The organism is Lentzea sp. NPDC036955 (genome assembly GCF_055608005.1).
In genome coordinates this window covers 639,463-653,930 of record NZ_JBVJRC010000006.1, presented here as the reverse complement: position 1 = coordinate 653,930, position 14,468 = coordinate 639,463, and the positions used below count along the sequence as shown (strand labels likewise).

Annotated in this window: 10 protein-coding genes; 8 read left to right on the top strand and 2 right to left on the bottom strand. The window is 72.7% G+C overall.

All coding sequences use genetic code 11. The features are described from left to right. Positions 1-125: 125 nt before the first annotated feature. Together ACZ7CF_RS23545 and ACZ7CF_RS23540 are read left to right on the top strand one after the other, a co-directional pair. The gene (locus ACZ7CF_RS23545) at positions 126-815 is read left to right on the top strand and encodes a response regulator transcription factor (RefSeq protein WP_360388706.1); all 690 of its coding nucleotides are present in this window, start codon (positions 126-128) and stop codon (positions 813-815) included. Next, positions 812-2,065 (top strand): sensor histidine kinase, encoded by a 1,254-nt coding sequence (locus ACZ7CF_RS23540; protein WP_360388709.1) that lies wholly within the window; start codon positions 812-814, stop codon positions 2,063-2,065. Before ACZ7CF_RS23545 ends, ACZ7CF_RS23540 begins: the two co-directional genes overlap by 4 nt. On the opposite strand, the gene ACZ7CF_RS23535 is transcribed toward ACZ7CF_RS23540, so the two are convergent. Then, the gene (locus tag ACZ7CF_RS23535) at positions 1,992-3,542 is read right to left on the bottom strand and encodes an aromatic amino acid ammonia-lyase (protein WP_470370590.1); all 1,551 of its coding nucleotides are present in this window, start codon (positions 3,540-3,542) and stop codon (positions 1,992-1,994) included. The genes ACZ7CF_RS23540 and ACZ7CF_RS23535 overlap by 74 nt on opposite strands. Positions 3,543-3,605: 63 nt before the next feature. On the opposite strand from ACZ7CF_RS23535, the gene ACZ7CF_RS23530 reads away from it, so the two are divergent. From ACZ7CF_RS23530 to ACZ7CF_RS23505, 6 genes are read left to right on the top strand one after another with little or no spacing between them, the layout of a single operon-like run. After that, the gene (locus ACZ7CF_RS23530) at positions 3,606-5,150 is read left to right on the top strand and encodes an NAD(P)-binding domain-containing protein (RefSeq protein WP_470370589.1); all 1,545 of its coding nucleotides are present in this window, start codon (positions 3,606-3,608) and stop codon (positions 5,148-5,150) included. Next, a complete protein-coding gene (locus tag ACZ7CF_RS23525) occupies positions 5,137-6,531 on the top strand; it encodes a class I adenylate-forming enzyme family protein (RefSeq protein ID WP_360388718.1) in 1,395 nt (464 codons plus the stop codon). The genes ACZ7CF_RS23530 and ACZ7CF_RS23525 overlap by 14 nt, the downstream gene beginning before the upstream one ends. A gap of 11 nt (positions 6,532-6,542) precedes the next feature. Further along, positions 6,543-8,087 (top strand): NAD(P)-binding domain-containing protein, encoded by a 1,545-nt coding sequence (locus tag ACZ7CF_RS23520; protein ID WP_360388721.1) that lies wholly within the window; start codon positions 6,543-6,545, stop codon positions 8,085-8,087. Beyond that, positions 8,084-9,079 (top strand): alpha-hydroxy acid oxidase, encoded by a 996-nt coding sequence (locus ACZ7CF_RS23515; RefSeq protein ID WP_470370588.1) that lies wholly within the window; start codon positions 8,084-8,086, stop codon positions 9,077-9,079. The genes ACZ7CF_RS23520 and ACZ7CF_RS23515 overlap by 4 nt, the downstream gene beginning before the upstream one ends. Then, the gene (locus ACZ7CF_RS23510) at positions 9,073-10,368 is read left to right on the top strand and encodes a cytochrome P450 (protein ID WP_360388727.1); all 1,296 of its coding nucleotides are present in this window, start codon (positions 9,073-9,075) and stop codon (positions 10,366-10,368) included. The genes ACZ7CF_RS23515 and ACZ7CF_RS23510 overlap by 7 nt, the downstream gene beginning before the upstream one ends. 16 nt (positions 10,369-10,384) lie before the next feature. Continuing rightward, a complete protein-coding gene (locus ACZ7CF_RS23505) occupies positions 10,385-11,674 on the top strand; it encodes a cation:proton antiporter (protein ID WP_360388730.1) in 1,290 nt (429 codons plus the stop codon). A gap of 296 nt (positions 11,675-11,970) precedes the next feature. On the opposite strand, the gene ACZ7CF_RS23500 is transcribed toward ACZ7CF_RS23505, so the two are convergent. Continuing rightward, positions 11,971-14,466, bottom strand: a complete 2,496-nt coding sequence (locus tag ACZ7CF_RS23500) for an FtsX-like permease family protein (protein WP_470370587.1) — start codon at positions 14,464-14,466, stop codon at positions 11,971-11,973. Positions 14,467-14,468: the final 2 nt, after the last annotated feature.

The window sequence follows — 14,468 nt, the reverse complement described above, 5'->3', positions numbered from 1 at the left end:
CAGAAGCGGGCACGGGCGCTCACGTGGTCGAATGCCCGCGCCGCCGCGATCGGTCGCGGAGATCGACAGCTCGGCACCGGGTCGGTGATCTGTCCGTCTCCCCCGCTGCGTGCGATTCTGGCGAAATGCGGGGGAACTCCAGGTCCTGGCAGGCACATCCGTTCCGGCTGCTGCTCGTCGAGGACGACCGGGAGCTGGCCGAGCTGCTCGCCGCCGTGCTGCGCGGTGAAGGGTACTCCGTGGACGTCGCGCGGGACGGGCATCGGGGGCTGCACCTCGCGCTCACCCAGGCCTACGACGTGGTGGTCGTCGACCGCGGGCTGCCCGTGATCGACGGGCTGGACCTGGTGGTGCGGATGCGGTCCCGGTCCGTGCGCACGCCGGCGCTGGTGCTGACCGCGATGGGCGGGGTGGACGACCGGATCGACGGGCTCGACGCCGGTGCGGACGACTACCTGGTGAAGCCGTTCGACCTGGGCGAGCTGAGCGCGCGGCTGCGGGCGCTGTGCCGGCGGGCGGTGGAGCTGGCCGCCGTGCTGCGGATCGGGTCCGGTCAGCTCGACCTGCAGCAGCACGAGGTGGTGCTGCCCGACGGGGAACGGGTGCCGCTGACCACCAGGGAGTTCGCGCTGCTGCGGGCGCTCGCGAGCCACCCGGAGACGGTGCACACGCGGGCGGCGTTGCGCCGCACGGTGTTCCAGGACGCCCCCTCACCATCCATTGTGGACACCTACGTGCACTACCTGCGCAGCAAGGTCGGGCGCTCGGTCGTCCGAACGGTCCAGGGCGTCGGCTACCGGTTGGGGGCCCTGTGAGGGCGTGGGCCGAGGCGGAGCGCGCGGAGCTGAGGCGGGCGCGGTTGCGGATCAGCCTGCTGGTGGGCGTGGCGATCTCGCTGATGATCGCGTTCGTCGGCGGCATCGCGTACGTCGTCATGGAGCAGGGCCAGAAGTCGCTGGTGGCCAGGGAACTGCGGTACAACGCCGAGTTCGGCGTGCCCGGCACCGCGCCGCGGTGCGCCTGGGTGTTCACGCTGCGCGGCGGTGAGCTCGACCTCGGCGTGCTCGACGTGCCGCACGGCTTCCCGCTGCACGACGACCTGGCGGCGGTGCGGGCGTCCGGCGCACCGGTCGAACGCGCCGTCGCCGCCAACGGCACCGAGTACCTCGTGCTCACCCGGTCCGGCCGCGACGGCGCGGCGGTGCAGGCGGTGTTCGACACCCGGTACCAGCTCGCCGACCGGCGGCACCTGTTGCAGGCGCTGGGGATCGCGCAGCTGGCCGGTCTCGTCGCCGCGGCGCTGGTCGGCCTGGGCGTGAGCCGCCGGACGGTCGCGCCGCTGGCCGAGGCGCTGGCGCGGCAACGGCGGTTCGTCACCGACGCGAGCCACGAGCTGCGCACGCCGATCGCGCGGGCGTACACGCGGGCGCAGGTGCTCGTCCGGCTGGCCGCGGCGCACGACCTGCCCGACGACCACCGCGACAGCCTCGGCAAGCTGGCCGAGTCGATCCGCGGTCTCGGCGACGTGGTCGACGACCTGCTGCTGTCGGCGCGGCTGCGCCGTGAGCTCGACGGACGGCCGGTGGACCTCGCCGCCGTGGCGGACGCGGCGGTGACCGGCGAGGGCGACCGCGCCGCGGAACGGCGGATCAGGCTCGCGGTCGACCGCCCCGCCGAGCCGGTGGTCGTGACCGGTGTGGAGACGGCGTTGCGGCGGGCCGTGGACGAGCTGCTGGCCAACGCGGTGCGGCACACGCCGGAGGGCGGGCGGATCGACGTGCGGGTCGGGTCGGGTGCCGGGTACGCCGTGGTGGAGGTCGCCGACACCGGCGAGGGGTTCGCCCCCGCCGACGCGGACCGGATCTTCGAGCGGTTCCGGCACGGCGCGGGCGAGCAGCGGTTCGGCGTGGGGCTCGCGCTGGTGCGGGAGATCGTCACGAGCCACGGCGGCGCGGTCGAGGCCGCCGGGAACCCGGGACGGGGTGCGCGGTTCACACTGTTCCTCCCGATGGCGGGTGCGTCTCCGCGCTCGGTCCCGCCGCGGGTCGCGACCGCGTGCCCGTGACGAGGTCGGCGGCCACCCGCACGTCCTCGTCCAGCGGGCGGTCCGGGTCGACCGGCTCGATCGCCCCGGCCAGCGCGTCCAGCAGGTCGGCGCAGCCGGGCGCCGTCGGCCGCCGCCCGCCCACGTGCACCGCCTGCCGCAACCCCAGCGCCAGCGACCCGCACAGCAACCGCAGCAGCTCCGCGAGGTCGTAAGCGCGCAGCGCGGCCTGCGTCCCGAACGGCACCACGTCTTGGTTGTGCAAGTTCGTCGGCAGGCTCTGAGTGGACGCGGGCACGGTGCCGCGCCGCATCTCCGCGACGAACGCGGTGGTTGCCAGCTGCACGCCCTGCATCCCGTGCTGCTGACCGGGTCCCGCCGCGAGCATCGGGGGCAGGCCGGTGTTGCGCACGGGGTCGACGAGCAGGTCGAGCTGGCGTTCCGCGAGGTTGCCCAGCGACGTCGTCACCATGGCGAGCACGTCACCGGCGAACGCGGCCGGCTGGCCGAAGAAGTTGCCGCCGTGCGCCACGAGGTCGTCGTCGGGGAAGAACAGCGGGTTGTCGCTCACCCCGGCCAGGTCCGAGCGGACCACGCCGTCCACGTACCGCAGGGCGTCCTCGCACGCGCCCAGCAGCTGCGGTGAGCAGCGCAGGCTGTACGGCTCCTGCAACGGGCGATCGCCGCTGGGCCGGATGCCGTCCAGCAGAGCCCGCATGCGCGTGGCAACAACCCGAGCGCCGTCGTGTCCGTAGGCGTCGATCAGCCGCGGGTTCACGAAACCGGGGTCGGCACCGAGGACGTCCGCGAGCAGACAGGTCAGGTCCTGCACGGCGATGTGCGACGCGCGCACGGACGACAACGCGAGCGAGAGCGCGGCAGTGGTGACCGAGGTGCCGTTCACCAACGCCAGCGCATCGCGTCCGTCCAACGACAACGGCGTCAGCCCGGCCTCGGCCAGCGCCTCGGCCGCGGGCACCCGCACGCCGTCCAGGTAGGCGAACCCCCTGCCGCGCAACGCCTGCGCCGCGTACGCCAACGGGATCAGGTCCCCGCTGGCACCGACCGACCCGTAGCGCGGCACGGCGGGCACGAAGGACGTGCCGAACATCGCGGCGAGCCCGTCCACCACGTGCGCCGAGACACCGGACAGGCCCTGCGCCAGCGACCAGGTCCGCACCAGCAGGGCCGCGCGCACGACGTCCGGCGGGAGGTCGGGACCCTGGCCCGCGCCGAGGTGCGCCAGGGTGTTGTCGCACTGGTCCGCCTCGGACGCACGACCGGCGAAGCCCACGAGAGCACCGAAACCGGTCTTGGCGCCGTAGACGGGGCGTTCGTCGTCGGCCAGGACCCCGCGCAGGTGGTCGCGGCCGCGGTGCAGGCGCTGCGCGACGGTCGGCCCGACGAGCACCTCCACGGGTGCGGCCGCGCGGAGGAGGTGCTCGCCGGTCAGCGGCGAGGCGAGGTCCACGGTGGTGCGGGAAGCGGTCGTGGTCACGGCGTCGAAGGTAGGGAGTCGATCTCAGAGAGTTCTGAGATCGCGTGGGTAGCTTCCTCGGCCATGGCGCACGACTACCTGATCATCGGGGCCGGACCGGCCGGGTTGCAGCTCGCGGCACTGCTGGAGCGCGACGGTCGCGACTACGCCGTCCTCGAACGCGGCAACAGGGCGGGCGCGTTCTTCACCCGCTACCCGCGGCACCGCAAGCTCATCTCCATCAACAAGGTCCACTCGGGGTACGCGGACCCGGAGCAGCGGATGCGGATGGACTGGAACTCGCTGCTGCTCGACGATCCGGACCTGCTGTTCACCCGGTACAGCCCCCGGTACTTCCCCGCGGCCGACGACATGGTCCGCTACCTCGAAGACGTCGCCACCGGCCTGCGTGTGCACTATGACGTCGAGGTCGCCCGGATCGCCAAGCAGGGCAACGCGTTCGTCGTCACCGACCACAGCGGACGGACGTGGCAGGCCGCGCACCTGGTCGTGGCCACCGGCGTGTCGCAGCTCCACGTGCCGGACATCCCCGGCATCGAGCACGTCGAGCGCTACGACACCTTCGACACCGACCCGGAGGGGTTCACCGGCCAGCGGGTGCTGGTGATCGGCAAGGGCAACTCCGGGTTCGAGACCGCCGACGCGCTCGTCGAGCACGCCGCCGTCATCCACGTCGCCGGGCCGCACTCGGTGAAGCTGGCCTGGCAGACGCACTACGTCGGGCACCTGCGGGCGGTGAACAACAACTTCCTCGACACCTACCAGCTCAAGTCGGAGAACGCCGTCCTCGACGGCACGATCGAGCAGATCGACCGCAGGCCGGAAGGCGGTTTCCGGATCCGGTTCCGGTACGCGCGCACGCAGGAGCAGCTGCGCGAGCTGGACTACGACCGGATCATCGCCTGCACCGGGTTCCGGTTCGACAGCTCGATCTTCGCCGGCAGCGCACGGCCGCGGCTGGTGGTCGACGACCGGTTCCCGGAGCTCACCTCGGCGTTCGAGTCGACCACCGTGCCCGGCCTGTACTTCGCCGGCACCATCACGCAGTCGCGCGACTTCAAGAAGTCGACCAGCGGGTTCATCCACGGCTTCCGCTACGGCGCCCGCGCGCTGCACCGCATCCTCTCCGCCCGCAACCACGGCACGCCGTGGCCGGGGCGGGAGGTCGACGCGTCACCGGAGTCGATCAGCGACGCGCTCATCGCCCGGCTGAACCGCTCGTCGTGCCTGTGGCAGCAGTTCGCGGTGATCGGCGACATCGTCACGGTCGACGGCGGCACGGCGCGGTACGAGGAGGAGGTGCCGGTCGCCTACGTCCACGACGGCGGTCTCGACGCGGCCGAGCACCGGTTCGTCGCGACGCTGGAGTACGGCCCGCACCACGACACCGTCGACCCGTTCGACATCGACGTCCCCCGCGTCGCCGAGAACGACGCCGCGCACGCCGCCGACGCGAGCTACCTGCACCCGGTGGTCCGCTACCACCGCAACGGCGAGCTGGTCGCGACCCACCACCTGGCGGAGAACCTGGAGAACCACTGGGACCTGCCGGGCGTGCACCAGCAGCCGCTGGCCGTGTTCGTGAAGGAATGCCTTGCCGGCGCGTGAGGCCGGGCCGTTCCCGCGGGCGGTGCTCGACGTGCTCGCCGTCGCCGCGGACCGGCCGGTCTTCGAGCACGGCACCCGCGTGGTGACCGGCGACGAGCTGCTGGACCTCACCGCGCGGATCGCGCACGGACTGCGCTCCCGCGGCATCGGTCCCGGTGACGGGCTGGCGCTGCTGCTCGGCGTCACCCCGGAGGCGTTCGCCACGATCCTCGCCGGGCACGCGGTGGGCGCGCGGGTCGTGGGCGTGCGGCCGGGCCTGACCGACGCCCAGGTCCGGCACCTGCTCGGCCTCGACATCGCGCTCGTCCTCGAAGACGCCGACGTGGACGCGTTGCGGCGGCACGGGAGCGCCGAGCTCACCTGCGCCGGCCGCCCGGACGACGTCGCCCGGCTCATCCACACCAGCGGCAGCACGGGTGCGCCCAAGGCCTGTGCCCAGACCTACGCCGCGATGACCCGCGCGTGGACCGCACGGCCCGAGGCGTGGCCGCCCGCGATCCGCGACCTGGCCGGCCGCCTCGACCGCTACCTCGTGTTCGGGTCGCTGTCGAGCCAGGTCATGTTCGAGTACGCGGTCCTCACGCTCACCGCGGGCGGCACGGTCGTCGTCGCCGACACCCCCGCGCCGGTCGAGTCGATCACCCGCCACCGCGCCACCGCGCGGGTGATCACCGTGCCCGGACTGGCGAAGCTGGTGCGCGGCCAGCGCGAGCGGCCCGCTGACCTGTCGGCGTTGCGCGCGCTGCTCGTCTCCGGGTCACCGCTGACGGCCGAACGCCACCGCGAGGCACTGGAGGTCCTGGGACCGGTGCTGTTCCACGGCTACGGCCAGACCGAGACCGGCATGATCTCGATGGCCACGCCCGCTGACCCGCCCGGCACGGTCGGCCGGCCACCGGTCGACGTCGAGGTCCGCGACGGCGAGCTGTTCGTGCGGACACCCGGCCAGGCCGGCTCCTACTGGGCGAACCCGGCCGAGTCGGCCGAGGTGTTCGTCGACGGCTGGGTCCGCACCCGCGACCTCGGCCACCTCGACGCCGATGGCTTCCTGCACCTCACCGGGCGGGCTCGCGACGTCGTGATCGTCAACGCCAACCTGCACCACATCGGCCCCATCGAACAGGTGCTCGCCGAACACCCGGACGTCGCCGAGGCCTACGTGGTCGCCGTGCCGGACGAGGACACCGGCGAGGCCGTGCACGCGTTCGTCGTCCCCCGCGCCGACCGCGTGCCCGCCCTCGCCGAGCTGCGGCACCTGGTGACCGAACGGCTGGGCGCCGCCTGCGCTCCGGTGCGGGTCACCGCCATCGCCGAACCCCCCGTCGCCCCGAGCGGCAAACCCGACAAGCGCCGGTTGGTCGAACCGGTCGGCACCGCGTGAAGGAGAAACCCTTGTCCAGCGAGGTTTCCACCGACTGTCTCGTCATCGGCGCCGGTCCTGCCGGACTGCAGGCGTCCGCCCTGCTCAAGCAGGCGGGACGCGACCACCTGGTGCTCGAGTCCGGTGCGGCGGCCGGGACGTTCTTCACCCGGTTCCCGCGCCACCGGATGCTGATCTCCATCAACAAGGTGCACACCGGCTGGGACGACCCAGAGCTGAACCTGCGCACCGACTGGAACTCGCTGCTCACCGACGACCCGGACCTGCTGTTCACCGCCTACACCCCGCGCTACTTCCCCGGTGCCGACGACATGGTCCGCTACCTCGGCGACTTCGCCGTGAAGAACGACCTGCCGATCCGCTACGACACCACGGTCGTCTCGGTGACCCGGCCGGACGACTTCGTGGTGCACGACCAGCACGGCGGCACGTACCGGGCGAAGCGGCTCATCGTCGCCACCGGCGTCTCGAAGCAGTACGTCCCCGACATCGAGGGCGTCGAGCACGCAGAGCCCTACTACGACGTGTCGGTGGACCCGGCCGACTTCACCGGCAAGAAGGTCCTCATCATCGGGCGCGGCAACTCGGCGTTCGAGACTGCGGACAACCTGGTCGAGACCGCTGCGGTCATCCACGTCGCCGGCCCCGGTTCGCTGAAGCTCGCCTGGCAGACGCACTTCGTCGGCCACCTGCGGGCGGTGAACAACAACTTCCTCGACACCTACCAGCTCAAGTCGCAGAACGCGGTGCTGGACGGGCACATCGCGGGCATCCGGCGCGACGGCGACGACTACTGGGTGAAGGTCAGCTTCCAGCGGGTGAACGAGGTGGTGAAGGAGATCCGGTACGACCGGGTGATCCTCGCGACCGGGTTCCGGTTCGACGCCTCGATCTTCGCGCCGGAGTGCCGCCCGCAGCTCACGATCAAGGACCGCTTCCCCGACCAGACCGCGGCGTGGGAGTCGGTGAACGTGCCCGACCTGTTCTTCGCCGGCACGATCACGCAGGCCAGGGACTTCAAGAAGTCCACAAGCGGGTTCATCCACGGCTTCCGCTACGGCGTGCGCGCGTTGCACCGCATCATCGAGCACCGCTACCACGGCGTGGACTGGCCCAGCCGGGAGATCGCGGCCGACGGCGTGACCGACGCGATCATCGAGCGGGTCAACCGGACCTCGGCGCTGTGGCAGCTGTTCGCGTTCATGTCCGACGTCGTGCTGTTCGGCGCCGACGGCACGGTGCGCTACGTCGAGGAGGTGCCGGTCGCGCACCTGCACGAGGCGGTGGCCCGCGGCGAGTTCGGCGACGTGGAGTCGTACCTGGTGGTGACGCTGGAGTACGGCGCCGACCACGACAAGGTCAACCCGTTCGACATCTCCGCAGGCCGCACCTCGCAGGACGACACCAGCGGGCTCGACGGCCGCTACCTGCACCCGGTCGTGCGCCGGTTCCGCGCCGGCGAGCTGGTCGACGAGCACCACCTCACCGAGAACCTCGAGAACGAGTGGGACAGCGAGACGGTGCACAGGGCGCCGCTGCGGGAGTACCTGCGGTGAACCCGGTGCTCGCGGATCTGCACGACAAGGCACGCGCGGTGCTCGACCCCGTCCACTACGACTTCTTCGCGGGCGGGGTCGGGGACGAGGTCGTGCTCGCGGAGAACGAGGCCGCGTTCGCCCGGCGCGCCCTGCTGCCCAGGGTGCTGCGGGGCGGCGCGGTGCGCACCGGTTTCCCGGTGGTGGTAGCGCCGACGGCGTTCCACCGGCTCGCCCACCCCGACGGCGAGCTGGCGACGGCGCGTGCCGCCGGGGAGGCGGTGCTGGTGTCCAGCATGGCCTCGACGGTGCCGATCGCCGAGGTCGTGGCGGCGGCGAGCGGGCCGGTGTGGTTCCAGCTCTACCTCCAGCCCACCCCCGGTGTGACCGAGGCGCTGGTGGAACGGGCGGAACGGGCCGGCTGCGCCGCGCTGGTCGTCACCGTCGACTCGCCGGTGTTCGGCCGGCACCGCAGGGACATCGCGCACGGGTTCCACGACCTGCCACCGGGGCTGGCGGCGGAGAACATGCGCGACCTCGCCGGTGCCACCGGTCTGCGCGACATCGAGATGGCGGCGTTCACGTGGGAGGACGTCGACCGGCTGCGTGCGCGGACCTCGCTCCCGGTGTGGTTGAAGGGGGTTCTGCACCCGGCGGACGCGGTGCTCGCGGTGGAGCACGGGGTGGCGGGGATCTTCGTGTCCAACCACGGCGGCCGTCAGCTCGACGTCGTGCCGGCGGCGCTGGACGCGTTGCCCGCGGTGGTCGAGGCGGTCGCCGGGCGGGTGCCCGTGGTGCTCGACGGTGGTGTGCGCGGCGGCGGGGACATCGCGGTGGCGCTGGCGCTCGGAGCGTCCGCGGTCGGCATCGGCCGGCCGGTGCTGTGGGGGCTCGCCGCCGACGGCGAAGCAGGGGTGCGGCGGGTGCTCGACGTGCTGCGCGACGAGTACCTGCACGTGCTGGCGCTGTGCGGGGGCGAGCTGAGCGGCGACATGGTGGTGACCCGGTGCTGAGGTGGTTGCCAGGGCGGGTGGTCGCGTTGCGCGCCAAGGTGTTCGAGAAGGTCAACGGCGACAACGCCATCACGTTCCCGAACGACGTGGTGGGTCCCGACCGGTTCCAGGAGCTCTACGGCCACCCCGCCGTGAACGGCCGCAGCAGGGGCGCCGGGTTGTCGGACCTGTTCTGGTACTGGCTCTCCCCCGGTCCCGAGGTGCACCAGGAACACCTGGAGGACGGGCCGCGCTACGACGACGTGGCCCGCGTGACGCGGACGTTCCTCGCCGGGCCGAGCGCCGATCTCGCGGACCTCGCCACCCGCTGCACGGCGAAGGTCCTCGGCGAGGTGCTGACCGGACCGGTCACGCACGTGCGGTTGCGCGACCTGATGATGCCGGTGTGGGCCGAGTACTTCTACGAGCTGGTGTTCGGCGAACCCTGCCCTCGGTACGCGCGTGACCTGGTCGTCGAGCACGCCGACGACGTCGTGAGCGCGTTGAAGTGCACGGGGCTGCGCCACCCCGCCCGCCGGGAGCGGCTGAGCCGGTACCTGCGGGTGCGGCTCGCGGACGTCCGCCACCCGCTGCCGGAGACGTTGTCGGAGACCGAGCAGGTGCACTACCTGCAGGGCACCTACTTCAACACCGCGGTCGTGCAGATGTCCGAGGCGATGGCGCACCTCCTGCTCGCACTGGCCCAACACCCCGAGGCGGCCCGGCGGGCGGACGACGACCGGTACTTCGGCCACGTGCTGGACGAGACGTTCCGGCTCTACCCGCTGTTCGGCATCGCCCACCGCATCACGACCGCCGACGTCGTGCTCGACGAGCACACGTCGTTCCCCGCCGGTTCGGTGCTGTGCTTCGACTACCCCGCCTACCACGCCACCGGCTACGACGACCCGCACGCGTTCGACCCGTCCCGCTGGGAGCGCACCAACGCCCGCCGCGAGCACCACATCCCGTTCGGCGTCGCCGCCAACCGGCCGTGCCCGGCGTGGCGGCTCTCCCCCATCGCGATGCGCGCGGCCGCCAGGGAGGTCCTGCGGCAGGTCACCCCGCATTCGCCGGTGGCGCACACCCGCTCGTTGCCCAGCCGCGGCCCGTGCCTGCTCGTCCGCACCGGCCCGGTGCCACGGCGGCGGCTCGCCCTGATGCGCGTGCGCGACCGCTGGGGTGACGTCTGGCGCAGCGTCGTCCAGCTCGTGCTCGGCACCGTGATGGTGGTGCACGCCCGCCGGCTGCGGCTGGCGGGGCGCTACTTCGAGACGAACGACCCGCAGGGTTGCCCGGTCCGCCACTGACCCCAGGAGATCCCCGGTGAACCAGATCCACTTCGCGTTGCAGGTCTTCGCAGCGCTCGCCGTCGTGCTGGTCGCGACCACGGTGTGCGGGCGGCTGGCCATGCTGGTCAAGCAACCCAGGGTCGTCGGCGAGATGGTCGCGGGCGTGCTGCTCGGACCGGCGCTGCTCGGTGCCGTCGCCCCCGGTCTGCAGGCCCAGCTGTTCCCGGCCGACGTGAAGAGCACGCTGTACGTGCTGAGCACGATCGGGCTGACGTTCTACATGTTCCTCGTCGGGTCCTCTTTGGACCACGGCCTGACCACGGGTGCCAACGCGCGCAGGGCGTCGGTGCTCGCGGTGTCCGGCATCGTGCCGACGTTCCTGCTCGGCGCGGGCGCGGCGATGCTGTTCTTCGACTCCCTCAGCCCGCAGGGGTCGAGCCTGTGGGTGTTCATGCTGTTCGTCGGCGGCGCGCTGTCGATCACCGCGTTCCCGATGCTGGCGCGCATCCTGCAGGAGCGCGGCATCGCGAACACCCCGATCGGCGGCCTGACCCTGGTGGCCGCGGCGATCGACGACGCGGTGGCGTGGGCGTTCCTCGCGCTGATCATCGCGGTCGGCGCGTCGGGCAGCCCCGGCGGTGCGCTGCGCACGATCATCGGCGCGGCGGTGTTCGCGGTCGTCATGCTCACGATCGGCCGCAGGTGGCTCGCGAAGCTGGGCGAGCAGACCGAGCGCACCGGCGAGCTCAGCCGCGACGCCATGGCGGTCATCCTGCTGGTCGTGCTGGTGGCCGGCTGGTTCACCGACTTCATCGGGGTGTTCTCGGTGTTCGGCGGGTTCATCACCGGGCTCGCGATGCCCAAGTCGCCGGTGCTGCGCCGGGAGCTGGAGACGAAGCTGACCGACCTGAACTCGATCCTGCTGCTGCCGGTGTTCTTCGCGTTCAGCGGTCTCAACACCCAGGTGTCCGGGTTCGGGTCGGGTGGGGCGCTGTGGTGGCAGCTCGCCGTGGTCGTGCTGGCCGCTTTCGTCGGCAAGTACCTCGGCTGCGGGCTGGTCGTGCGGGCGCAGGGCTACTCGTGGCGCTACGCCTCCGCGGTGGGCGGCCTGATGAACGCGCGCGGGCTGATGATCCTGATCTTCATCAACATCGGCCTGGCCTACAACCTGGTGACGCCGGAGATGTTCGCGATCCTGGTGGCGGTCGCCATCCTGACGACCGCCGCCGCGATGCCGATCTACCGCGCCTCGCTGCCCGCGGGCATGGACCTGCAACCGGAGGTGGAGCCCGCCCCCAGGACGCCGGCGCGGCCGGCTGCCTGATCACCGCCGCCGGACCGGGCATCGCCGCGCTCTTCCGCGCCACCTCCCCGGCGACCTCCCGCGTGGCGGGGTCGCCGAGGAGGTGGCGCGCCCGTTCGGTGATCACGGCCGCGGTCAGCGCCTCGCCGTTGACGAACTGGTCGGCGCCCTGCGGCGGCACCAGCTGGGGCAGGGCGGCCGCGAGCGCGCCGAGCACGGTGCCGGTGCCGCCCTGGCGAGCGGCACCAGCGGGTGGAGGTGGCCGTGGGCCGGGCGGCACGAGAAGAGGATGCGCACCCGGCCGAGGCCACTGATCATCACTCGCGCATGCCGATGGTGTCGATCGGCTTGGCGCGCAACGACAACCGGGTCGCGACCGCGATGGACGCGGTGCCCAGCAGCACCGCACCGGCGAGCACGGCCGGGAACACCCACCCCGGCCCGGCCGGCAGCGGTGTGCCGGTGGCGCCGAGCGCGAGCAACGCCAGCGGCAGCGCCGCCACCAGCGTGCCGAGCACCACGGCGATCCCGACGGTGAGCAGCGCCTCCGCCCGCATCATCCGCACGACCTGCCGGCGACCGGTGCCGACCAGGCGCAGCAACGCGAACTCGCGGCGGCGCTGGGCGGTCGACATCACCAGGGTGTTGGACACCGAGATGGCGACGTAGCCGAGGATCACGCCGACGGCGACCAGGTTGAGCAGGAACTGCGCCCGCTGGTCGCTGCGGTCCGGTCCGTCGAGCGCACCGGTGAGCGCGAGGCCGGGGTAGCGGTCGACCAGGTCGGTCAGCCGTGCGGCGTCGTCGGTGCGCACCAGCAGAGCGCTGTCCATGCCCGCGTTGGTGTGCGCGCGAGCGTCGGCGGCGGACATGACGTGGTCGCCGAACGCGAGGTCGTGCTTGAACGTCGCCACGACCTTGAGCCGCGCGGGCTGGCCGTCGGCGTACCAGAACTCGGCGGTGTCACCGATCTTCTTGTCGTTCCAGTACGCGTAGGAGTCGCTCAGCGCGACCGTGCCGGTGGTGAGGTCCCCGATGGTCCCGCTCGTGACACCGAGGTCGACGGCGGCGTCGGAGTCGATGCCGTGGGCGGGACCGCGGTTGACCTCCGTGCTGTCACCGGTCCTGCGCGCGGTGATGACCTCGGTGCGCACGAGCGGCGTCACCCCGGTCACGCCGGGCAGGTCCCGGACGGCACCGGCGAGCTCCGCGGGCACCCCGGCGACGCCGGTGACGACGTGGTCGGCGGTGATGGAGCTGGTCGTCTCCTGCTGCACCGCGGCGGTGAACGTCGTCTGGCTGTAGAAGTTCACGACGGCGAACCCGATCGCGAGCATCAGCGGCGTGACGGCGGCGGCCATGCGGCGGGAGTTCTTGAGCGCGTTGGCGGCGGCCAGGTGCCCGCTGACCCGGGAGAGCCGGCCGAGCCCCGGTGCGACGAGCCGCACCAGCCGGCCCACAACGCGCGGCCCGACCAGTGCCAGGCCGATGATGATCACCAGGGCGGCCATCACCGACATCGCGGCGCCGAGCTGGCCGCGGACGAACAGCGGCACCGCGGTGGCGCCGACGCCGACGGCCAGGGTGACCCAGCCGACGACCAGCCGCACCCGGCCGAGGTCGCGCTTCTGCAGGGAGGCCTCGCCGAGCGCCTCGACCGGGTTGATCGAGGACGGCCGTCGCGCCGCGCTCCAGGCGGCGACGCGGGCCGCGCCCAGTCCGATCAGGAGTGCGGCGGCGAGCGGGATCGGGCTGATCGTCAGCTCGAAGTCCGCCGGCACCACACCGATCTGCGCGAACGCGCTGCGCAGCCCCTGGCTGACCGCGATGCCGAGCACGCTGCCCAGCACACCGGCGACCGCCGCGACCACCAGCGTCTCGACGCCGATGAGCTTGCGGACCTGGCGCGGGGTCGCACCGACGGCGCGCAGCAGGGCGAACTCGCGGCGGCGCTGCTCGACGGCCAGCGCGAGCGTGCTGGCGACGACGAAGATCGCGACGAGGACGGCGTAGCCGCCGAAGGAACCGGCGATGATGGCGAGGATCGACTTGGTCTGGCTGACGTCGTCGAACTCGGCTGCGCTGCGGTCGGCACCGGAGGCCACGGAGACGTGGTCAGCGGCGAGGGCGTCCTCGATCCGGTCGGCGAGCCCGGTGGCGTCCCCGCCGCTGCCGAGCACGCCGATGGCGCTGACCTTGCCGGGATGGGCGGCGAGCTCGTCGGCCTCGGCGTCGGTGAAGAACACCGACGCCTGCCGCGACCCGGCGCCCTCCGCGACACCGACGACCCGGTAGGTCACCGGCACGGACCGGGTCGCGATCCGCACCTCGTCCCCGACCCGTGCGGCGAGCCCGGTGTCGAGCACCACCTCGTCGCCCGCCGCCGGGGCCCGCCCGGACTTCAACGTGAACGGCGAGAGCACCGCCGAACCCCAGTTGTGGCCGAACGACGGCTTGTCCGCGAGCACCTGCCCGTCCGCGGTGACCACCGTGGCCGGGAAGGTCTGCTCGGCGACCGCGGCGCGCACACCCGGCACCGCGCGGACCTTGTCGACCAGCCCCGCCGCGACCGGCGGCTGTTCGCTGGCGTGCTCGAACGCGAGGACGTCCCCACCCTCCGGTCGCACGATCCGGTCACCGCTGACGACGACGTCCGCCGCCGCGTACCGCTGGGTCGGCACGCCACCGCGCAACCCGGACTCCATGAGCACGCCGCACGCCGCGACGAGCGCCGTGCCGCACAGGATCGCCACGAAGGCGCCGATGAACCCGCCGGTGCGGGCCTTGACGGTCTGCCAGGCCAGGATCAGCACGG

Bases quoted from the DNA above. Each gene is read 5' to 3' on its own strand.
- ACZ7CF_RS23545 (WP_360388706.1), top strand. From the start codon at position 126: ATGCGGGGGAACTCCAGGTCCTGGCAGGCACATCCGTTCCGGCTGCTG.
- ACZ7CF_RS23530 (WP_470370589.1), top strand. From the start codon at position 3,606: ATGGCGCACGACTACCTGATCATCGGGGCCGGACCGGCCGGGTTGCAG.